This window comes from Novosphingobium sp. KA1 (genome assembly GCF_017309955.1).
Taxonomy (GTDB): Bacteria; Pseudomonadota; Alphaproteobacteria; order Sphingomonadales; family Sphingomonadaceae; genus Novosphingobium.
The window spans coordinates 1,412,133-1,434,319 of the sequence record NZ_CP021248.1 but is presented as its reverse complement, the minus strand read 5'-3'; the positions used below and the strand labels follow the sequence as shown (position 1 = coordinate 1,434,319).

General features: G+C 68.6%; 17 protein-coding genes. 14 read left to right on the top strand and 3 right to left on the bottom strand.

Annotated features, from left to right (window positions below; all coding sequences use genetic code 11):
• From CA833_RS24040 to CA833_RS24030, 3 genes are all read right to left on the bottom strand, one after another.
• On the bottom strand, positions 1 to 1,248 hold the full coding sequence (locus CA833_RS24040) for a TolC family protein (RefSeq protein ID WP_207080469.1): 1,248 nt from the start codon (positions 1,246 to 1,248) through the stop codon (positions 1 to 3).
• 71 nt (positions 1,249 to 1,319) lie between these two features.
• Positions 1,320 to 1,643: a hypothetical protein gene (locus tag CA833_RS24035; RefSeq protein WP_207080468.1), complete on the bottom strand. Its 324-nt coding sequence runs from the start codon at positions 1,641 to 1,643 to the stop codon at positions 1,320 to 1,322.
• 242 nt (positions 1,644 to 1,885) lie between these two features.
• Positions 1,886 to 2,803: a LysR substrate-binding domain-containing protein gene (locus CA833_RS24030; RefSeq protein ID WP_207080467.1), complete on the bottom strand. Its 918-nt coding sequence runs from the start codon at positions 2,801 to 2,803 to the stop codon at positions 1,886 to 1,888.
• 83 nt (positions 2,804 to 2,886) lie between these two features.
• Here CA833_RS24030 and CA833_RS24025 point away from each other — a divergent pair, with 83 nt between their 5' ends.
• From CA833_RS24025 to CA833_RS23960, 14 genes are all read left to right on the top strand, one after another.
• Entirely contained in the window at positions 2,887 to 4,101 is a 1,215-nt protein-coding gene (locus tag CA833_RS24025) for an aspartate aminotransferase family protein (protein WP_207080466.1), read from the top strand.
• Positions 4,101 to 5,543 (top strand): succinylglutamate-semialdehyde dehydrogenase, encoded by a 1,443-nt coding sequence (astD, locus tag CA833_RS24020; RefSeq protein ID WP_207080465.1) that lies wholly within the window; start codon positions 4,101 to 4,103, stop codon positions 5,541 to 5,543. The genes CA833_RS24025 and astD overlap by 1 nt, the downstream gene beginning before the upstream one ends.
• On the top strand, positions 5,536 to 6,822 hold the full coding sequence (locus CA833_RS24015) for an N-succinylarginine dihydrolase (RefSeq protein WP_207080464.1): 1,287 nt from the start codon (positions 5,536 to 5,538) through the stop codon (positions 6,820 to 6,822). Before astD ends, CA833_RS24015 begins: the two co-directional genes overlap by 8 nt.
• Before the next feature lie 35 nt (positions 6,823 to 6,857).
• On the top strand, positions 6,858 to 7,757 hold the full coding sequence (locus CA833_RS24010) for an arginine N-succinyltransferase (RefSeq protein ID WP_207080463.1): 900 nt from the start codon (positions 6,858 to 6,860) through the stop codon (positions 7,755 to 7,757).
• 126 nt (positions 7,758 to 7,883) lie between these two features.
• Entirely contained in the window at positions 7,884 to 8,465 is a 582-nt protein-coding gene (locus CA833_RS24005; RefSeq protein WP_142639370.1) for an ANTAR domain-containing response regulator, read from the top strand.
• Positions 8,462 to 9,676, top strand: coding sequence for a CmpA/NrtA family ABC transporter substrate-binding protein (locus CA833_RS24000; RefSeq protein WP_207080462.1), 1,215 nt, complete (start codon positions 8,462 to 8,464; stop codon positions 9,674 to 9,676). Before CA833_RS24005 ends, CA833_RS24000 begins: the two co-directional genes overlap by 4 nt.
• A 210-nt stretch (positions 9,677 to 9,886) precedes the next feature.
• Entirely contained in the window at positions 9,887 to 11,149 is a 1,263-nt protein-coding gene (locus tag CA833_RS23995; protein WP_207080461.1) for a NarK/NasA family nitrate transporter, read from the top strand.
• A 72-nt stretch (positions 11,150 to 11,221) separates the two neighbouring features.
• Positions 11,222 to 12,427, top strand: coding sequence for a hypothetical protein (locus CA833_RS23990; protein WP_207080460.1), 1,206 nt, complete (start codon positions 11,222 to 11,224; stop codon positions 12,425 to 12,427).
• Between the two features lie 218 nt (positions 12,428 to 12,645).
• The gene (gene nirB, locus CA833_RS23985) at positions 12,646 to 15,192 is read left to right on the top strand and encodes a nitrite reductase large subunit NirB (RefSeq protein WP_207080459.1); all 2,547 of its coding nucleotides are present in this window, start codon (positions 12,646 to 12,648) and stop codon (positions 15,190 to 15,192) included.
• A 5-nt stretch (positions 15,193 to 15,197) separates the two neighbouring features.
• Positions 15,198 to 15,533, top strand: coding sequence for a nitrite reductase small subunit NirD (gene nirD / locus CA833_RS23980; protein ID WP_142638381.1), 336 nt, complete (start codon positions 15,198 to 15,200; stop codon positions 15,531 to 15,533).
• Positions 15,533 to 18,166, top strand: a complete 2,634-nt coding sequence (locus tag CA833_RS23975) for a nitrate reductase (protein ID WP_207080458.1) — start codon at positions 15,533 to 15,535, stop codon at positions 18,164 to 18,166. Before nirD ends, CA833_RS23975 begins: the two co-directional genes overlap by 1 nt.
• Positions 18,153 to 18,965, top strand: a complete 813-nt coding sequence (gene cobA / locus CA833_RS23970; protein ID WP_207080457.1) for a uroporphyrinogen-III C-methyltransferase — start codon at positions 18,153 to 18,155, stop codon at positions 18,963 to 18,965. The genes CA833_RS23975 and cobA overlap by 14 nt, the downstream gene beginning before the upstream one ends.
• Positions 18,962 to 20,176 (top strand): molybdopterin molybdotransferase MoeA, encoded by a 1,215-nt coding sequence (locus tag CA833_RS23965; protein WP_207080456.1) that lies wholly within the window; start codon positions 18,962 to 18,964, stop codon positions 20,174 to 20,176. The genes cobA and CA833_RS23965 overlap by 4 nt, the downstream gene beginning before the upstream one ends.
• 80 nt (positions 20,177 to 20,256) lie before the next feature.
• Complete coding sequence (locus CA833_RS23960) at positions 20,257 to 22,041, top strand: sensor domain-containing diguanylate cyclase (RefSeq protein ID WP_142638389.1); 1,785 nt, start codon at positions 20,257 to 20,259, stop codon at positions 22,039 to 22,041.
• Positions 22,042 to 22,187 lie beyond the last annotated feature (146 nt).

Sequence of the window (22,187 nt, the reverse complement as noted above, 5' to 3'; positions counted from 1 at the left end):
TCAGTGTCCCTGTTCGGGCGCGGGAGCGGTGAGGCGCTCCAACCGGGCCCGGGCATTCTGGTAGGCGGCCAGCGCGTCGATCGCGGCGAGGCGCGTTTCGGCAAGCGTGCGCTCGGCATCGAGCAGGTCGAGCTGGCCGAACTTGCCCTCGCGGTAGCCGATCCGGGCGATCCGGGCGGTTTCCTGGGCGCCGGCCAGTGCCGGGCCGGACGCCGTGCGTGCGGTGGTGGCGGCATTGTCGGCTTCGGTCGCGGCTTCGGCGATGGCCTGCTCGGCATCGAGCGCGGTCATGCGGCGCTGGGCTTCGGCCCGGTCCCGCTCGGCATTGGCCTGGGCGAGAGCGGCACGGCCCGAGTTGAACAGCGGAATCGGCATGGAGAGGCTGAAGACCGCCGCGGTCGCGTTGGTGGCTTCCAGCCGCCGCACGGCCGGGCCCAGCGTGAGGTCGGGTACGCGCTGCGAGCGGGACAGTTGCACTCCGGCCTCGGCAATGGCCAGATCGGCCTCGGCAGCGGCCATCACCAGCGTGCCGGCGCCGGATGTGTCGGCGGGGCCGGCAGTCCGGGAAGGCAGGCTTTCGAGCGCTGCCGGGTCGAGCGGCCCCGTCAGCCTCTGCCCGATCCGGCGGGCGAGATTGCCGCGTGCCGTTTCCGCCAGTCGCTGCGCGCGTTCCAGTGCGGCTTCGGCATTGACGCGGCTGACATCGGCGCGCTGTTCCTCGAGCGGCGAGGCGCGTCCGGCCTTGACCCGGATCTGCGCGCCGTTCAGCGCCTCGCGCGCAATGCGCAGCTGGTCTTGCGCGGTCGCGCGCCGCCGTTCGGCGGCGACCGCCTCGACGTAGAATTGCGTGACCTGAAGGCGGATGTCGGCCTCGGCGATCGCGGACAGCAGCTGTGCGCGCGACGTCTGCGCATCGGCGACGGCGATCCGCGCCGAACGTTTGCCGCCCAGTTCGATCGGAATGCTGAGCCCGGCGGTTGTCTCGGCCTGGTCGAAACGCCCGTATGGGCCGGAACCCATGACGTTTTCCACCTGGCTTTCGAAGCTGGGATTGGGCCTGAGCCCCGCCGCCGTGCGGGCGGCCCGGGCGGCTTCCACCCCGGCGCGGGCGGCGTCTGCGGCAGGGGCGCTGCCTCCGGCCAGCGCGATGGCGCGCTCCAGCGTGAGGACAGGTTCGCCTTGAACCTGTGCCTGCGCCGCCGGAACGCAGAACGATACGGCCGCAAAGGCCGCAAGATATCTGAACATGTCGAATTCCCGATTGAGGCCCCGCGTTCGAGGCTACGCACTGCCCCGAGGGCAGCAGCGGTCAGGTGCAATCAGGCGATCGGGGGGCGCAGGTCGGGTGCGAGCCTGGGCAAGCCGAGGAAGGCGGTGTTGGAGGGACGGTTCACCGATCCGGCGATGATGACATGAAGCGATGTCCGCTCCGCTTCCGGCAGGAAGGCGGCGGCGACGTGGCAGGTGGCGTGGTGCTGGATGGGCTGGCCGTCGTCGCTGCCCGAGCGATCGTCGCTACTGGCTGTGGCGGTGTCGGTGTCGGTGTGGCCGGAGCATTCGAGTTCCACGTTCCCGGCGTATTCGCGGGCATGGAGAGTGCCGCTGGTCGTCAGCGCAGCCAGAAGCAGGGCAAGCAGCAGCATGCCCCGGCGCCAGTTCGGCAAGCGGCTGAGCCCGATTATCACCGTCCGGTCATCTCGGGCCGGTGGCTGCGGCGGTTCGGGTCGAGTGCCCGATGGCCGCATGCCGGCTGGTTGCAACTGCAGTCGTGGCCATGCCCCGTCCGATTCCTGTCGATACGACCTGCCCTATGCACCGGGAAGGGGCCGCCGGGTCAAGTGCAAAGTGGATGGCGCGCGCGGCATGAAATGCGCAGAGGACAGGGTCATGGCTGCCGGGTGCACTCCTCCCGCATCCAGTCACGGAAGGCGGCGAAGGCCTTCGTCTTGGGGCTGCCTTGCGGGAATGCCAGCCAGTAGCTGCGTGCATCGCCGGGCGGCGTCTCGGGTGACGGAGTGTCGAACGGGATCACCAGTTCGCCCGAGGCCAGCTCGGGCTCGATCAGGAAGCTGGGGATCAGCGCGGCGCCGCCGCCCGCCTTCACGGCCTGTGCCAGCATCAGGAAGTGGCTGATGCTGGGCATCGTGCCGGCTTCGGGGGCATCGAGACCGAAAGGCCGCAGCCAGCGCGACCAGGCGTCCTTGCGCTGGGACTGGACGAGCAGCGGAACGCGCAGCAGGTCCTTCGGGCGGCGGACTTCCTGTTGATCGGCCAGCGCGGGGGAGATGACCGGCACGACATGCTCGCGGAACAGCAGATCGTGCTCGGCGTCCGGCCAGTCCGGATCGCCCACGTGGATGGCGGCGTGGAACGGTTCGCGCGCGAAGTCGAACAGGTCGACGCGCGAGGCGATGTTGATCACCAGATCCGGGTGCTTCTGCGTCAGCCGAGGCAGGCGCGGGGCCAGCCAGCGCATGCCGAAACCGGGCAGGACGGCGAGTTCGATGATATGTTCGGGCGCGGGCTCGAGGAAGCGCCCGGTGGCTCGGCGGATCGCGGCAAGGGCGGGGGCAAGGTCGTCGAGATAGTCCTGCCCCTTGTCGTTGAGGACGACACGGCGCCCATGGCGGTCGAACAGCGCGGTGCCCAGCCATTGCTCGAGATTGGCGACATGGCGGCTGACGGCGCTTTGCGTGAGGTTGAGGGCCGCACCTGCGCGGGAGAACGAGCCGAGCCGGGCCGACGCCTCGAAGCAGTGGAGCATGGCCATTGGCGGCAAGCGGCGCCGGTCATCGTAGTTCATTCCAAAAACTCATGAAGACATGCGTATTATCGGGCTATTTAATGCGTTCCGGATCGGAAATCATGTGAAATATGCATGAGGAGATGCCCGTGACCAATTCCGTCCTGCCCGTCTACAATCCCGCGCCGATGAAGCTGGAGCGTGGCCGAGGCGTCTGGTTGTTCGACGAGCAGGAGGCTGACTGGCTCGATTGCGTCGCGGGCATTGCCACCAATGCGCTGGGGCACTGCCATCCGCGTCTGGTCGCGGCGCTCACCGAGCAGGCGGGCAAGCTCTGGCACGTGTCGAATGCCCTGGCGATACCGGGGCAAGTGGCGCTGGCGGAGCGGCTGACTGCGGCCTCGTTCGCCGATTATGCGTTCTTCACCAATAGCGGCGCCGAATCGATCGAGGCGGCCATCAAGATCGCCCGCCGCTATCACGCGGTGGGCGGCGAGCCGCAGCGGATCGACGTGATCGGCTTTGCCGGCAGCTTCCACGGGCGCACGTACGCCGGCATCAACGCCAGCGGCAGCACGGCGCTGCTCGACGGGTTCGGGCCGCGTCTGCCGGGCTACCTGCAGCTTTCGCTCGACGATCATGCGGCCTTTGCCGAAGCCGTCGCGCGTCCCGGAACGGCGGCGGTCATCGTCGAGCCGGTGCAGGGCGAGGGCGGTGCGCGCGCGCTTTTGCCGGAAGAGCTTCTACGCCTGCGCGAACTCACCCGCCGTCACGGCGTGCTGCTGATCCATGACGAAGTGCAATGTGGCATGGGCCGCACCGGGCGCCTGTTTGCCCATCAGTGGGTCGAGGGCGCCGAGCCCGACATCATGGCGCTGGCCAAGGCGCTGGGCGGCGGCTTCCCGGTCGGCGCCTGCCTTGCCACGGCAGAAGCCGCGCGCGGCATGGTGTTCGGTTCGCATGGCAGCACGTTTGGCGGCAATCCGCTGGCCATGGCGGTGGCCCAGGCCGCGTTCGACGAGATCGCCCAGCCGCAGCTGATGGCGCACGTGGAGGCGATGTCGGCGCGCCTGCGCGAAGGGCTGGAGGGGCTGCGCCAGCGTCATCCCGGCGTAATCGAGGCCATTCGCGGCAAGGGGCTGCTGGTCGGCGTGCGGCTGGCGACACCGAACAAGGCGTTCATCGTCGCGGCGCGCGAACATCGCTTGCTGCTGGCGGGCGGCGGCGACAATTGCGTGCGCCTGCTCCCGGCGCTGGTCATCACTGCCGAGGAAGTGGATGAAGTGATCCGCCGGTTCGAGGCGACCTGCCGCTCGGTCGAGCGCGCAGGCGCCGACGCGGCGCTGGTGGCCGGCTGATGCTTACCTCCACCTGCCCCGCCACCGGCACGCTAGTCTGGGAAGGCCGCAGCGATGATGCCGATGCGGTAGACCGGGCGATCGGCTCTGCGCGACGTGCATTCGAGGACTGGTCGCAGACGGACCTCGAACAGCGCACCGCCTGTATGCGCCGCTACGCCGGCAAGCTCGAGGAAGCGGCTGGCGATCTGGCGCGGATGATCGCGCGCGAGACCGGGAAACCTTTGTGGGAGGCGCGTCAGGAAGTCGCCTCGATGATCGGCAAGGTGGAGATCTCGATCCGCGCCCAGGCCGAGCGCGCGGGCTATCGCGAGGAGCCGCAAGGCTTCGGGCAGGCAGTGCTGCGGCACCGTCCGCATGGCGTCATGGCGGTGCTGGGGCCCTATAATTTCCCGGGCCACCTTCCGAACGGACATATCGTACCGGCCCTGCTGGCCGGCAATGTCGTGGTGTTCAAACCCTCGGAGGAAACCCCGGGGACCGGAGCGATGATGGCCGCGTTGCTGCAGGCGGCGGGACTGCCTGAAGGTGTCCTCAACCTGGTCCAGGGTGGGCGCGGGACGGGCGCGGCGCTGATCGCGGGCGATATCGACGGGCTGCTGTTCACCGGCTCCGCTGCGACCGGCACCCTGCTGCGCCAGGCCACCGCCGATCGGCCGCATGTGATCCTGGCGCTCGAACTCGGCGGGAACAATTCGATCGTCGCCTGGGATGGTGATGCCGAGGCGGCGGCGTCCATCGTCGCACAGTCGGCCTTCGTCACCGCGGGCCAGCGCTGCTCCTGCGCACGCAGGCTGATCGTGCCGGATGGGGCCGTGGGCGAGCGTATCGTCAAGGCGGTGGCCGCGATCGCGGCGCGGATGCGGATCGGCGCGTGGGACGCGGTGCCGGAGCCGACATTCGGTCCGCTCGTCTCGGTCGCCGCGGCCGAGCGGGCGCGCGAGGATGTGCGCGCGCTCATCGCCCTTGGCGCGCGGGAGGTGCTGCCGCTGCGTGATCCTGCAGGCCTGCCACCTGCCTTCATGGCGCCGGTCATGCTGGACGTGACCGGGATCGCGGTTCCGGACCGGGAAATCTTCGCGCCGGTGCTGCAGATCCGCAGGGTGGCCGATTTCGACGCCGCGATCGCCGCGGCCAACGACACGGCTTACGGCCTTTCTGCGGGGCTGGTCTCCGAGGATCCGGCGCTCTGGCGGCGCTTTGCCGTGCGGGTGCGCTCGGGCGTGGTCAACTGGAACCGCCCGACCACCGGCGCCAGCGGGGCGATGCCGTTCGGCGGCCTCGGCGCCTCTGGCAATCACCGGCCGAGCGCATACTATGCCGCTGATTACTGCGCCTATCCGGTCGCCAGTTTCGAGGCAGGGGCGGTCGTTGACGTGAGCGGCGAGATTCGCGGGCTGATGCCCGCCCGGCAGGAAAGCGGTGTGAACCAGGATGCGTGAGATCAACTTCGACGGCCTGATCGGACCGAGCCACAACTACGCCGGGCTTTCGCTGGGCAACATCGCTTCGGCCACCAATGCCGGCGGGGTTTCCGCTCCGCGCATGGCGGCCCTGCAGGGGATTGCCAAGATGCGGCGGATGCTGGCGCTGGGCCTGCCGCAAGGCCTGTTGCTGCCGCATGGCCGTCCCGATGCGGACTGGCTGCGCACGCTCGGCTTTGCAGGCGACGACGACGCCGTGTGCCGCGCCGCCTGGGCGCAGGAACCGGCGCTTCTGCGCAATGCCTTCTCGGCCTCGGCGATGTGGACCGCCAATGCCGCGACCGTTTCCCCTGCGCCCGATACCGCCGATGGACGCTGTCATTTCTCGGTCGCCAATCTCTCGACGATGCTCCACCGCAGCGTCGAGCACGCCGAGACCTTGCGCCAGCTGCGGCTGGCCTTTGCCGACGAGCGCCACTTTGCCGTCCACGCTGCCCTTCCCGCCGGCCTCGGCGACGAGGGTGCGGCCAATTTCATGCGTCTGGGCGCCCGTCACGCCAGCCCCGGCCTCGAACTCCTTGTCTACGGCGAGCGTAATGCCGCCTCTCCCTTCCCGGCCCGCCAGCACCGTGCGGCGAGCGCGGCGATCGCGCGCCGCCACGGGCTGCGCGACTTTGCCCTTGTTCGCCAGAGTGATGCCGCCATCGCTGCCGGGGCCTTCCACAACGATGTCGTCGCGGTCGCCAACGAGCATGTCCTGTTCACCCACGAACAGGCCTTTGCCGACCGCGACGGGCTCTATCGCCGCATCCGTGAAAGCCTGCCCGGCGCGGTGATTGTCGAGGCTCCTGCGGCGCGGGTCAGCCTCGATGCGGCGGTGCGCTCCTACTTGTTCAATTCGCAGCTCGTCACCTTGCCCGATGGCGGCATGGCGCTGGTGCTGCCGCAGGAAGCCCGCGAGACGCCAGAGGTCTGGGCCTGGCTGGAGGACGTGCGGGCCGGCGACAATCCGATCCGGCACCTCGAGGTGGTCGATGTGCGCGAATCGATGCGCAACGGCGGCGGCCCGGCCTGCTTGCGCCTGCGCGTGGCGGTGAGCGAGGAGGCCCATGCCGCGATCGACCACCGTTTCCTGCTCGACGAGGGCAAGTGCGACCGCATCGCCGACGTGGTCGAGCGGACATGGCCCGAACGGATCGCTCCTGACGACCTTGGCGAGCCGGACCTCTGGCACCAGTGCCGCACCGCGCGTGCGGCACTGCTCGGTGCCCTCGGCTTTGCGGCGGGCGAACTGTGAGCGCATTGCCTGCGGGTCGGCCCTTTGTCCGCCCTGTGCGCGAAGACGATCTCGATTCCCTGCTAGACCTCGCGGGCCTGACCGGCGGCGGCATGACCAACCTGCCGCCGGACCGCGCGACGCTGGCCGAGAAGATCGCCCGCAGCGAGGCGGCGCTCCGCGCGCAGATCACCGCGCCGCAGGATGAATTCTACCTGCTGGTGCTGGAATCCGGGCAAGGGCAGGTCGTGGGCACTGCCAGCCTGTTCTCCCGGCTGGGCGCGAAGTGGCCATTCTACAGTTACAAGGTCAGCCGTGTCACCCACGTCTCGCGCGATCTGGAGCGCACGTTCTCGACTCGTATCCTTCACCTCGTCAACGACTTCGACGGGGCATCGGAAGTGGGAGGGCTGTTTCTCCATCCCGCGGCGCGCTCCGGCGGGCTGGGCGCGCTGCTGGCGCGCAGCCGCTACATGTTCATCGCCCAGCATCGCCAGCGCTTCGGCGAGGTGGTGATCGCGGACTTGCGCGGCTGGGTGGAGAACGGCACGAGCCCGTTCTGGGACGCGGTGGCGGGGCCGTTCTTCGGCAGCGGCTTCCTCGAGGCGGACCTTCACAACGCGGTCCACGGCAACCAGTTCATCGCTGACCTGATGCCGTGTTATCCGATCTATACCAGCATGTTGCCCGAAGCTGCGCGTACCGCCATCGGCAGGCCGCACGAAAGCTCGGTGCCCGCCCTGCGGTTGCTTCAGGCCGAGGGCTTCGCGCACGAGGGTTACTGCGACATCTTTGATGCCGGGCCGACCGTTCAGGTCCGTACCGACCGCATCCGCACCGTCAGCCTGTGCCGCCCGGTCGCGGCGGCGCTGCCGACCTTGCGTACGGACGAGCCGCAGGCGCTGCTGGCGCAAGGGCAGGGCGCGGGCTTCCGGGTCTGGCAGGAGGCCGACTGACCTGTCGAGGGGCCCTCCCGGACGCTGCACTGCACAAGCGGCGTTGACGCGGTGGCCGTGCTGGGCGATGTGCGGCAGGGGCTGCCGGTCGAGCGGCCGGTCGGCCAGGCGGCCCAGCGGGGTGAAATGAGAATCGTCATCATCGACGACAGCGGCTTGCGCGCGACGGTGCTCGAAGAGGGCCTGCGCGAGGCGGGCTACGACGATATCCATATCGTCCCGCCGCGCGGCGCTTTCGTGGCGCGGCTGGAACGCATGGCCCCCGATGTCGTGCTGATGGACCTGGGCAGTCCGAGCCGCGACACCCTTGAGGAAATGCTCACCGTCAGCCGCGCGCTGGCACGGCCCATCGCGATGTTTGTCGACCAGTCCGACGAGGCGATGATCGGCGCCGCCATCGATGCCGGGGTCTCCGCCTATGTCGTCGACGGGCTGCGCAAGGAGCGGGTCAAGCCGGTGCTGGAACTGGCGGTGCGCCGGTTCAATACGTTCTCGCGCATGCAGAGCGAACTGGAGGAAGCGCGCACCGCGCTGGCCGATCGCAAGGTGGTCGACCGGGCCAAGTCGATCCTGATGAACCAGCGCGGGCTGTCGGAGCAGGATGCCTACAACCTCTTGCGCACCAGCGCGATGAACCAGGGCAAGAAGATCGTGGATGTGGCGCAGGCGCTGATTACCGCCAGCGACCTTCTGGGAGGCGGATTATGACAACAAGCCTGCGTATCGCCTTCCTGCCGCTCAACGACGTGGCAGTGCTGGCGGCAGCCCGTGAACGCGGTTTCGCCGAAGACGAAGGAATCGCGCTCGACCTCGTACGCACGACGAGTTGGGCGACCTTGCGCGACCGGCTGGTCTACGGGCAGGTTCAGGCCGCGCACATGCTGGCGCCGCTGGCGGTTGCGGTGACGCTGGGCCTCAGCCAGCAACCGGCGGCGCTGGCCGCGCCCTACAAACTCGGCGTCAATGGCAACATGCTGGTCATGGCCCGCGATTTCGCTGCCGCGCTCGATCCCGATCCGGCGCGGCGCCTGGCCGATCCGCTGGGCACCGCGCACGATTTTGCCGCAGCCATCGGGCTCTGGCGGCGCAAGCCGGTGATCGGCGTTGTCCATCGGTTTTCCAGCCACGCCCTCATGCTGCGCTACTGGCTGGCGAGCGCGGGTATCGATCCCGACCGCGACGTGGTGCTGCGGGTGCTGCCTCCCTCGCTGACGGTCGAGGCGATCCATGCCGGGGAGATCGACGGGTTCATCGCCGGGGAGCCCTGGGGCGGTGCCGCGATTGCCTCGGGCCGGGCTGAGGCGGTCGCCATCGGCGAACGCATCTGGCAGCGCGGGGTGGAGAAAGTACTGGCCTTCCGCGAGCCCTGGCTTGAGGAAAACCCCGATACGGTCGACCGCCTGCTGCGTGCGCTGGCGCGGGCCGCGGCCTGGTGCGACGAGCCGGACAACCGCGAAGGGCTCGCCGAGATCCTGTCGCGTGCTGACTATGTAGACCAGCCGGCGGACCTGATCCTGGGCGCGCTGGGCGGCCGGATCACGCCGCGCGCCGGAGATGCGCCGCTCGATTGCCCCAATTTCGTGCTGTTCTCGCGCGAGGCGACGCCGTTTCCCTGGCGCAGCCAGGCGCTGTGGATCTATTCGCAGCTGGTGCGCTGGGGCATGGTCGAGGCCTCGCCGCAAGCCGCCGCTCAGGCCGCTGCGGTGTTTCGTCCCGACGTGTTTCGCCGGGCGCTGGCCGGCAGCGACGTGCCGATGCCAGGGGCCAGCATGAAACTGGAAGGTGCGCTGGCAAGCCCCCGTGCGGTCGGCTCGCGCGGGGGCGACCTTACGCTGGGGCCGGACCGCTTCTTCGATGGCCGTGTCTTCGATCCTGAGCGGATCGACGACTATCTGGAAGGCTTTTTGCAGTTGCGCTGAAAAGATTGCGAATTTTGTGCCTTGCAACATCGGGCGAATCACGGAATTATATGAACACCGTGCGATGAAGCACGACCATACCGGATAGGCCGTTCCAAGGGCGGGACGCCATCCTCACCGATATTCGCAGCAAAGCCGCTGACCGGGCTCACCGAAAGGGTGACGTCCGGCCTGCGGCTTTTTTCGTGTCCGTTTTATGGGGGACGTTCGATGGCATCCGCATACTGGGAACGTGATGGAAAGGCCGATCCGGCCGAAAATGCACCGATGAGCGCAGCGGCGACCAGCTTCTGGAAAGCTGGTCACACGCCGACGCTGATCGCCGCCTTTCTTTACTTCGACCTCGCCTTCATGGTCTGGGTCCTGCTGGGGCCGCTGGCGCCCGAAATTTCCAAGACGCTGGGCCTGACGCCGGCTGAAAAGGGCCTGATGGTGGCCGTGCCGACGCTCGCCGGCGCGCTGCTGCGCGTCGTCAACGGCCTGCTGGTGGACCGTATCGGTCCCAAGCGCTCGGGCGCGATCAGCCAGGTCATCGTCATTGCCGGACTGTTCTTCGCCTGGTTCATGGGGGTCAGCAGCTTTGCCGGAACCCTGGCGCTGGGCGTGATCCTCGGTTTTGCCGGGGCCAGCTTCGCGATCGCCCTGCCGCTCGCCAGCCGCTGGTATCCGGCCGAGCATCAGGGCAAGGCGATGGGCCTTGCCGGCATGGGCAATTCGGGCACGGTGCTCGCTTCGCTCTTTGCACCGGTGCTGGCCAAGATGTTCGGCTGGAACGCGGTGCTGGGCCTTGCCTGCATCCCGCTGAGCGTCGTTTTTGTCGCCTACATGCTGATGGCCAAGGATTCGCCGAACCAGCCCGCCCCGCGCAAGCTGGTCGATTATTTCGAACCGCTCAAGCAGGCCGATGCCTGGTGGCTGATGGGCTTCTATTCGGTGACGTTCGGTGGTTTTGTCGGTCTTGCCGCCTCGCTGCCGATCTATTTCACCGACCAGTTCGGCCTGACCACGATCACCGCCGGTTACTGCACCGCTGCCTGCGTCTTTGCCGGTTCGCTGGTGCGCCCGATGGGCGGCGCCCTGGCTGACAGGATCGGCGGCGTCAAGGCGCTGATGATGGTCTACACGGTCGCCGCGATCGCCCTTGCCGGGGTGGCGCAGGCCCACTCCCTGCCCGCGGCGCTGGGCATGTTCGTGATCGCCATGCTGGCGCTGGGCACCGGCAACGGTTCCGTTTTCCAGCTCGTGCCGCAGCGCTTCCAGGCCGAGATCGGGGTGATGACCGGTCTGGTCGGCATGGCCGGCGGCATCGGCGGCTTCTACCTCGCAAGCTCGCTGGGCCTGGCCAAGCAGCTGACCGGCAGCTTCGCCCCCGGGTTCCTGATCTTCGCAGGGCTTGCCGTGGTGGCGCTCGCTTCGGTGGCGCTGGTCAAGAGCCGCTGGCGCGCGACCTGGAAGACCGTCGCCCGCATATAATGGGAGAGCAGCGCGGCGTTCCGGCCTGACGGTCGGGGCGCCGCCATCCCTTGCCCCCAGGAGATCAGCCGAATGCGATACTTGCTTGGAACGGTGGCCGCGCTGGCCGCCGCCGGGTCCGCTCATGCCGAAGAAGTGGACCTCAAACCCATTGTCGAAGCGCGGGCGCGCTACGAACATGTCGACCAGGACGACATCGACAAGGCCGCCGATGCCCTGACCTTGCGCCTGCGCGCCGGTGCCACCGCGACGACCGGCGCTTTCAGCGCCACCGTCGTCGGCCAGGGCACGCTGGCCGCGGTGGATCACTATTATGACGGCCTGAACGGTGTGGCCAACCGGCCCTTGGTGGCCGATCCCCAGGACATCGCGCTCTACCTCGCCCAGCTTCAGTACAAGATCAAGGGCGTGACGCTGACGGCAGGTCGCCAGAGGATCGCCCTCGACGACGAGCGATTTGTCGGCAATGCCGGTTTTCGTGACAATGCGCAGACCTTCGATGCCGTGCGCGCCGAACTGACTCCGCTCAAGGGGCTGAAGCTCGACGTTTCCTATGCCTGGAGTGCCCGCACCATCTGGGGTATCGACGGCCACGGCGCACGCCAGCAGGCGGTGAGCGGCGACAATGTCTTTGCCAACCTTTCCTACGTGACGCCGGTGGGCACCCTTTCGGGCTTTGCCTATCTGGTCGACCAGGACGAGGCGGCCGTGCAGGGCTACCGCCTGTCGAGCCAGACTTACGGGACCCGTCTGGCCGGCAGCCATGCCTTCGGCAAGGATGCCAAGCTCTCGTGGCAGGCCAGCTATGCCCGCCAGTACGACTGGCACCATAATCCCAATAACTACCACGCCGATTACTGGCTGGCCGACGCCCTGCTCGACGTGAAGGGCTGGAAGCTCAATGGCGGCTATGAAGTGCTCGGCGCCAGCAGCGGCGCGGCGCTGACCAGTTTCCAGGTCCCGCTCGGCACCAATTTCAAGTTCCAGGGCTGGGCCGACAAGTTCCTGACCACGCCGGCCAACGGCGTGCGGGATCTCTACTTCGGTGGTGGCTACGGGATGAAGCAGCTGGGCCCGCTTTCGGCGGTCGCCCTGCAGGGCACCTGGCACCGGTTCGACAGCGACCGGCTGGACCAGCACTATGGCAACGAGCTTGATCTTATCGCGAGTGCGAAGGTCAGCAAGACGACCGTTGCGCTGCGTTATGCCCATTACGACGCCCGCCAGATGGCGGTGGACACCGATAAGTACTGGATTCAATTCGACTGGGCGATCTGATCGCCGCTTTTGACGGAATCGCTTGAGCCTTCGGGCGATTCCGTTTATTGTGCAATGCAAAGGACGACGGTGTCCTTCCTACATCACCGAAGCGACCCACCGGCGGGTCGCGGAGGCCCATACGATGGCAAGGCCGCCATCCAGACTTTCGGTTTCAAACCGAGGGTCCGGATGGCGGCCTTTTTCTTTTTTTCCCTCGAATTTCAGGAGATGCGGGGATGGAATTTCAGGACGGGATCGACGCTTCGGCGGATTACGAGGACAGGCTGATCGTGCCTTCGGCCGATGTGCGTGAGCACCTCGTTGTGGTCGGTAACGGCATGGCGGGCTGCCGCGCGGTGGAGGAACTGCTGGCGCGCGACGCTTCGCGTTACCGTGTCACCATCTTCGGCGCCGAGCCGCACGTGAACTACAACCGCATCATGCTCTCGCCAGTGCTGGCGGGCGAGAAGACCTTCGACGAGATCGTCATCAACAGCCGCGAATGGTACGACGAGAACGACATCGCCCTCATCACCGCCGATCCCGTCACCGCGATCGACCGGGTGGGCAAGACCGTCACTTCGAAGTCGGGCCGCAAGGTCCACTACGACCGGTTGCTGATCGCCACCGGCTCCGATCCCTTCATCATCCCGGTCCCCGGCAAGGACCTGCCGGGCGTCATCTCGTTCCGCGACATGAAGGACGTGGACACGATGCTGGCCGCGGCCGAGGCGGGCAAGGTCGATGGCGCCAGCGAGGCAGCGGCCAGCGCGGTGGTCATCGGCGGCGGCCTGCTCGGCCTTGAAGCCGCGCACGGGCTGACGCTGCGCGGCATGAAGGTCACAGTCATCCACCTGATGCCGACGCTGATGGAGCGCCAGCTCGACGAAGCGGCAGGCTGGCTGCTCAAGACGGCGCTGGAAGGGCGCGGCCAGACGATCCTTACCGGCGCCGACACCGCGGAGATCTACGGCGAGGGCAAGGTCGAGGGCGTGCGCCTCAAGGACGGGCGCGAGATTCCCGCCAGCCTGGTGGTCATGGCGGTCGGCATCCGGCCTGCGGTGGCTCTGGCACGCGAGGCGGGGCTTGAGGTGGGCCGCGGCATCAAGGTCGACGATCACATGGTGACGAGCGATCCCGCCGTGCTCGCGGTGGGCGAATGCGTCGAGCATGACGGCAATGTCTACGGCCTCGTGGCGCCGCTCTGGGACATGTGTCGCAGCCTGGCCGACGGCCTGACCGACCAGCACAGCGGCTACAAGGGTTCGGTCACCTCGACCAAGCTCAAGGTCGCGGGGCTCGACGTGTTCTCCGCCGGCGACTTCTCGGGCGGCGAGGGCTGCGAGGACATCGTCCTGCGCGATGCCTCGCGCGGGGTCTACAAGCGCGTCGTGGTCAGGCAGGACAAGGTCGTCGGCGCGGTGCTCTATGGCGACACTGCCGATGGCGGCTGGTATTTCGACCTGCTCAAGAAGGGCGAGGACGTTTCGGAAATCCGCGACCTCCTGATCTTCGGGCAGGCCTTTGCCGCCGGAGGAGCCGGGCTGGACCCTAAGGCCGCCGTTGCGGCGCTCCCCGCAGATGCCGAAATCTGCGGCTGCAACGGCGTCTCCAAGGGACAGGTCGTGGCTTCGATCGAGGGCGGCGCCTGCAGTCTCGATGCGGTGCGCGCCACCTGCAAGGCCTCGGCCAGCTGCGGTTCGTGCACCGGCCTCGTCGAGACGCTGCTGGCACTGACGCTGGGAGAAGAGGTACAGAACGGCCCCAAGACCCTGTGCAAGTGCACCAGCTTCACCCACGACGACGTGCGCCGCGAGATCGTGGCGCAGGAGATGAAGTCGATCCCCGAGGTGATGCACAAGCTCCACTGGTCGACACCCGACGGCTGCGCCTCGTGCCGCCCGGCGCTCAACTACTATCTGCTCTGCGCGCTTCCGGGCGAATACGTCGACGACCAGGCCAGCCGCTTCGTCAACGAGCGCATGCACGCCAACATCCAGAAGGACGGCACCTACTCGGTGGTCCCGCGCATGTGGGGCGGCCTTACCAATCCGAAGGAACTGCGCGCGATCGCCGATGTCGTCGAGAAGTTCAATGCCCCCATGGTCAAGGTGACCGGCGGCCAGCGGCTCGACATCTTCGGGATCAGGAAGGAGGACCTGCCCGCGGTCTGGGCCGATCTCAACGCCGCCGGCATGGTTTCGGGCCACGCCTACGGCAAGTCCCTGCGCACGGTGAAGACATGCGTTGGGTCCGAATGGTGCCGCTTCGGCACGCAGGATTCGACCGGCCTCGGTGTCCAGATCGAGCGCATGACCTGGGGCTCGTGGATGCCGCACAAGTTCAAGATCGCGGTCTCGGGCTGCCCGCGCAACTGCGCCGAAGCCACGATCAAGGACTTTGGCGTGGTCTGTGTCGACTCGGGCTACGAACTCCACGTCGGCGGCAATGGCGGCATCCATGTCCGCGCCACCGACCTCCTCTGCAAGGTCGCGACCGAGCAGGAGGCGATGGAGGTCTGCGCCGCCTTCATCCAGCTCTACCGCGAGGAAGCCCGCTATCTCGAACGCACCGCGCCGTGGATCGAGCGTGTCGGCCTTGGCTACGTGAAGGGCAAGCTGCTCGAAAGCGACGGCGCGCCTGCCGATGCGATCGCGACGTATGCCGCGCGCTTCCACCATTCGCAGAGCTTCTCCCAGGAAGATCCCTGGGCCGAGCGTGCCGCCGGCGACCGCGCCGACCTGCACCAGCCCCTCGAACCTATCGCAATCGCGGCGGAGTAACCCCAATGACCCAGTGGATCGAAATCGGCTTGCTGTCCGACATCCCGCTTCGCGGCGCGCGCACTGTCCAGCTTGAGGGCGAGAAGGAAATCGCGGTGTTCCGCACCGGCGACGGCGAGGTCTTCGCGCTCGTCAACGAATGCCCGCACAAGAAGGGGCCGCTCAGCCAGGGCATCGTCCATGGCCACTCGGTCGCCTGCCCGCTGCACAACTGGAACATCGCGCTGCGCACCGGTGAGGCGCAGGGCGAGGACAAGGGCTGCACCCCCACCATCGCGGTCAGGCTCGAGGGTGAGCGCGTGCTCATCGCCCGTCCGGAACTGGTGGAGGAGGCAGCCTGATGCGCGCTGCGGTCCGCACGACTTGCGCCTACTGCGGCGTCGGCTGCGGCATCGCAGCGACGCCGAATCCGAACGGGGCCGGCGAACGCTCGGTCGAGATCCGGGGGGACGAGGCGCACCCCGCCAATGCCGGGCGCCTGTGCTCCAAGGGCACGCACCTGGGGGAGACGGTCGCCCTCACCGGCCGTCTCCTCACCCCGATGATCGGCGACAGGCGCGCCTCCTGGGACAAGGCGCTCGACCTCGTGGCCAGGCGCTTTGCCGATACCATCGCCCGCCACGGGCCTGACAGCGTTGCCTTCTACGTCTCGGGCCAGCTCCTCACCGAGGACTACTACGTCGCCAACAAGCTGATGAAGGGCTTCATCGGCTCTGCCAACATCGACACCAATTCGCGCCTCTGCATGTCGAGCGCGGTCGCCGGCCACATGCGCGCCTTCGGCGAGGACGTGGTGCCCGCGCGCTACGAGGACCTCGAGCTTGCCGACCTCGTGGTGCTGGTCGGCTCGAACACCGCATGGTGCCACCCGATCGTCTACCAGCGCATCCAGGCGGCCCGCGCCGCGCGCGGCAGCAAGCTCGTCGTCATCGACCCGCGCCGCACCGAGACCTGCGAGGGCGCCGACCTCCACCTCGCGCTGCGCCCGGGCAGCGACGTTGCCCTCATGAAGGGCCTGCTCGCCTGGCTCGCGGCTGAGGGCGCGCTCGACCGCGACTATCTCGCCGCGCATGTCGAGGTTCCCGGCGGCTTCTGGGAAGAACTGGAGGCAACATCCGACCTCTGGACCACCGCGAAGACCTGCGACCTCGATCCGCAGGCGCTGCTGCGCTTTTTCGAACTGTTCCGCGACAATCCGCGCACCGTCACGGTGTTCAGCCAGGGCATCAACCAGTCGATCCGCGGCACCGACCAGGTCAACGCGATCCTCAACCTGCACCTTGCCACCGGCCGCATCGGCAAGCCGGGTGCGGTGCCTTTTTCGATCACCGGCCAGCCCAATGCCATGGGCGGGCGCGAGGTCGGCGGGCTCGCCTCGACGCTGGCCTCGCACATGGATTTCGCGCCCGAGAACGTCGCCCGCGTCGGCCGCTTCTGGGCCGCACCCAATATGGCCACCAGGCCCGGCCTCAAGGCGGTCGACCTGTTCCGCGCGATGGGCGAGGGCCGCATCAAGGCGGTCTGGATCATGGCGACGAACCCGGCGGTCTCGCTTCCCGATGCTGCCCGCGTGCGCGAGGCGCTGGCCAAGTGCCCCTTCGTGGTGGTCTCCGACGTCATGGCCGAGACCGACACCGGCGCCCATGCCCATGTCCGCCTGCCCGCCGCCGCATGGGGCGAAAAGGACGGCACCGTCACCAATTCCGAGCGTGTGGTGAGCCGCCAACGCCGCTTCATGGCGCTTCCGGGAGAGGCCATGCCCGATTGGTGGATCATCAAGGAAGTGGGCCGCCGCATGGGCTGGAAGGGCGAGTTTGCCTATGACCACCCGGCCGACATCTGGCGCGAACACGCGCGCCTCACCGCCTATCAGAACCACGGCCCCGCCAGTGGCGGCCGCGTCCTGAACCTCGCCGACAAGGCCGCGATCGGCAACCAGGCCTACGAGGACATGGCGCCGTTCCGCTGGGGCGGGACACCTTTTGCCGACGGGCGCTTCTCCACCCCTTCGGGCAAGGCGCGTATGCTCCCCGTGGTGCAGATGGAACTCTCGTACCCGCTGCGCGACTGGCCGCTCACGCTCAACACCGGGCGCTACCGCGACCAGTGGCACACGATGACGCGCACCGGCCTTGCGCCCAAGCTCGCCCGCCACCGCGAGGAACCGCTGGTCGAGGTCAACCCCGGCGATGCCGAAGTGATGGGCCTCAGGAGCGGCGATCTCGCGCGGGTTTCCACCCCGCAGGGGGACAGCCTGTTCCGCGTGGCGCTGTCGGACGGCCAGCGTCCGGGCGAGATCTTCACGCCGATCCACTGGACCGACCAGACCTCCACCGGCGGGCGCACCGGCCTCCTGCCGCGCCCGCTCGTCGATCCGCACTCGGGCCAGCCGGGCTTCAAGTCGACGCCCGCGCGGCTCGCCAAGGTCGCGACCGAATGGAAGGGCTTCCTCATCCTGCGCGGTGAGCACCCCGTGAAGGTGCCCTGCCTGTGGGCGACAAAAGTCGCGGTTCCCGGCGGCGCGCTCTACGAGATCGCGGGCAACGGCGATCCCGCCCGGATCGAGGCCTGCCTGCCCAGGGGCGAGCGTGTCGAGGCGATCGACCAGACGCGCGGCAGCCGCCGGGTGGCCGTCATCGTCGAGGGGCGGCTTGCGGGCGTGCTGTTCCTGACCCGCACCGGCCTGCTGCCATCGCGCGACTGGCTGATCGGTCAGCTGGCGGCCGAGGGCGTGGGGGCGGCCGTGCTCGCTGCGCGCGGCCCCGGTAGCCAGCCGGACAAGGGGGCCACGATCTGCGTCTGCTTCGACATCGGGCTCAACCAGATCGTTGCCGCCATCCGCGAGCAGGCGCTGGTCGACGTGCCCGCCATCGGCAAGGCGCTGGGCGCGGGCACCAATTGCGGCTCCTGCCGCCCCGCGCTTGCCAAGATCCTGGTCCAGACCAACGAGGAGGTTCTCGATGCAGCCGAATGACCTGATCCAACCGGGCGAAGTCTGGCTGGTGGGTGCCGGGCCGGGCGATCCCGACCTGCTCACCCGCAAGGCCGAACGCCTGATCGGCGCGGCCGACGTGGTCTTTTTCGATGCCCTGGTCGGCGCTGGCGTGCTGGAGCTGATCCCGGCCGGGACCGAGCGGGTCAGCGTCGGCAAGCGCTCGGGCCGCCACAGCAAGGCGCAGGGCTCGATCAACGACCTGCTGCTGGAAGCGGCGCTTGCGGGCAAGCGCGTGGTGCGGCTGAAGGGCGGCGACCCCTCGGTGTTCGGACGTTCGGCCGAGGAGATGGATCACCTTGCCGCAGGCGGCGTAGCGGTGCGCATCTGCCCCGGCGTCACCACCGCGAGCGCGGCGGCGGCCAGCGCGCAGGCCTCGCTCACCTTGCGCGGCGTGGCACGCGGGATCACGCTGGTCACGGCCCACCTCAAGGCGGGCGAGCCGCTGCAGCTCGACTGGGCGGCGCTGGCCAGCCCCGGCGGCACGCTGGGCGTCTACATGGGCCGGGCGGCGGCGGGCGAGATCGCCCGCGGGCTGATCGCGGCGGGGCGGCATCCCGATACGCCGGTGATGGTCGCGGTCAATGTCTCGATGGCGAACGAGCGGCTGATCCGGGGAAAGCTCTCGGCGCTGGCGTTCCTGGTCGCCACCATCAGCGACGACGACCCCACCCTGCTGCTGATCGGCGAGGCGGTGGGCGCGCGTGCCAGTGACGCCGCCCGGGCCGCCGTCCGTGCCGCCGTCGGGGCGGCGGTCCCGGCGGCGACGCCTGCCGCGTGATCCAGGATTGTTCGCCCGCCCGGCTCGGCTTTGCCGAGGCGTTCGCCGCGATTTCCGCCCGTGTCCTGCCGCTGGGGTGCGAAGCGGTGGCAAGCCACGCGGCGAGCGGACGTATCCTCGCCGAGCGGGTGTTCGCCCAGCGTGACCATCCGCCGTTCGACATGGCGGCCATGGATGGCTTTGCCGTGGCCCGGGAGGACGCGGGCGGCTCGGGCGAGCGCCGCCTGCGCCTTGGCGCGCCGCAGTTCGCAGGCGACCGGGCCGAGCCGCTCGCGTGCGGCGCGGCGCGGCCGATCTATACCGGCGCCGAAATCCCGCCCGGCGCGGCGGCGGTACTGGTACAGGAACGGGCCAGGATCGCGGGCGCCTCGCTCCTGCTGGCCGAGCCGCTTGCGGACAACCTCAACATCCGCAGCCGGGGCGAGGATGCCCGCTGCGGCGAATGCATCGCGCCCGCCGGGCTGCGGGTGAACCCGGCGATTGTCGGCGCGCTGTGCAGCTTCGGGATCGCCGAGGTCCGGGTGCGCCGGATGCCGCGCGTCGCGCTGGTCACCACCGGGGCGGAACTGGCGCCGGTCGGCACGGCTGCCGGCGGCGCGGTGATCGACGCCAACGGCCCGATGATCGCCGCCCTGCTGGCCGAGGCAGGCTGCCTCCTGACGGAGCGCCATCATGTCGCCGACGATGAAGCGGACTTGCGCGCATGTCTCGCCGGGTGCCGGGCAAGCGGGGTGGACATCATCGTCACCACCGGCGGCGCCTCGGTCGGTGCGCGCGACCTGGTGCGCGGCGCGGTCGAGGCCAGCGGCGGCGCGGTCCACTTCCACGGCGTCCACATGCGCCCGGGCAAGCCGGTGCTGTTCGCCTCCCATGCGGCGGGGCCGCTGGTCTTCGGCCTGCCCGGCAATCCGGCGGCGGCGCTGGTCGCGGCGCGGTTTTTCCTGCTCCACGCGGTGCGCGGCCTGCAGGGGCGCGAGGCGGAAGCACCGCTCACGCTGCTGCCGGTTTCAAAGGCCGGTGACGGCTGGATCGAGAGCGGGCCGACGCGCGTGCTCAAGGCCCGGATGAGCGGTTATGGTGCCGATGCCCGGGTGGAGGTCCTGCCGGGCCAGCAGTCGCACCGGCTGCGTCCGCTGCTGGAGGCCAATGCCTGGCTTGTCACCGGCGGCGGCCTGCCCGCGCGCCTGTTTCCCCTGTTCGATCACGCCTGATCCGCGCAAAACGCCCCGATCCACTGCCGCCTGAGCGGAACTCTCTATAAATCAAACGTAAGTGCGAATAGAGTGGTGGAATGAATCATGGGCACGCACCATCGTGGTCCGGCATGGTGAGGGGCACGGTGCTGACCAGTCTGCTTGCGGGCATCGGTTATTTCCTGCTGGCAGCGGGCACGATCCACCTGACCAGCAATGGCCGCGACATCGCGACCGTGTGGGCAGCCAATGCCGTGCTGCTTGCCCTCCTGCTCGATCGGCCCAAGCGGCGTTGGGGCGCGATCCTGGTGGCCGGGTTCATCGGCAATGCGGCGGCCAACCTCGTCACCCGCGGCACCATCGAGGCGCCGCTGTTCTATGGGGTCGCCAATATCGTCGAGGTGGTGATCGCCGCCCTGGGCCTGCGTGCCAGCACCGAGGAAGGCGGCATCCTGCATCGTCCCACCAACGTGTTTCGCCTGTTCCTCTGGGCCGGGCTGCTGGCGCCGCTGGCCAGCGCCTTCCTTGGCGCGGGAACCGCCGTGCTGGTGTTCGATGAACCGTTCCTGCGCTCGCTGACCACCTGGTATGCCAGCGATGCGCTGGGCCTGCTGATCTTCACGCCGCTGCTCTATGCCCTGTTTCGCGGGGACTACGGCAGGAGCATCTATGCAATGACGCCCCTCCAGCGGCTGGAGATGGGCGGCGTGCTGCTGTTGACGGCGGCGACCTGCATCGTCGTGTTCCGTTCGCATCAGCTGCCGATCCTGTTCCTGGTGGCGATGCCGATCACCCTCACCAATTTCCGGGTGGGGGCGCTGGGCACCAAGCTGGCGATCCTGATCACCGCGGTCATCGGCGGGCTCTACACGATGCACGACCTCGGGCCGATCACGCTCGCCTCGTCCGATCCGCGGGTCCAGGCGCTGTTCTTCCAGTTCTTCCTGGCCTGCCTGCTGCTGGGCGAACTGCCGGTGGGGGCCGCGCTCGCGGCGCAGCAGAGCCTGCTGCAGACGCTTGCCGAACGCGAGCGGGCCATGCGCCTGATGGCCTCGCAATCGCCCGACCTGCTGCTCAGCTTCGACGAGCGCGGCGTCTGTCGCTACGCGCTGGGGGCGGCACGGTCGCTGCTGGGCGATGTTCCCAAGGCCTTTATCGGGCAGGGGATCGAATGCCTGACCGCCGATCCGGCGGTGCTGGTCGAAGCGTCGCGGCAGGCGCGGGAGGACCGGCAGGGGGTCTACCTTGCCGAGTTCCAGCCGTGCAACAAGCCGGACCTTCATCTGGAAGCCTCGTTCCGCGCCACCGTGGACGATCGCGGCAACTTCCTCGGCACGCTGGCCTCGATCCGCGACATCACCGCGCGCAAACAGCAGGAACTGGCGCTGGTCCGCTATGCCCAGACCGACGACCTGACCGGCCTGCTCAACCGTGCCGGTTTCCTCCAGAAGCTGGGCACGGCGATTGCCGGGGACGAGCGCGGCGATATCTGCATCGCGCTCATCGACATGGACCATTTCAAGCGGATCAACGACAACCGCGGCCATCAGGCCGGCGATGCGGTGTTGCAGGAAATCGGCGCGCGGCTGTCCTCGCAGGTTCGGGCCACCGATGCGGTCGGACGGCTGGGCGGCGACGAGTTCGTGGTGCTGATGCCGCGCTGCGGCTGGGATACCGCGCGCGAGATCGGCAACCGGCTGGTCGCGGCGGTCGGCCGCACGCCGATCGTGCTGCCCGACGGCGGCCCGGCGGTCACCGCCAGCATCAGTTGCGGGATCGCCCGCTACCGCAAGGGCTGGACGATGGCCCAGTTCCTCAGCGAAGCCGACCGGGCGCTCTACGAGGCGAAAGGCGCCGGTCGCGACCGCATCATGTGCGCGTGAGGCGCGATCCCGGGAGAAAACCCCGGCACGGCGGGAAACGCCGGTCGCTCATGAACCCATAACCGGCGGCTATCATTCTGTGAACCAACGCATTCGCAGCGGCTCGCGGCGTTGACAAGCGCCCGGCGAGGCCCTTGTGTCGCCGC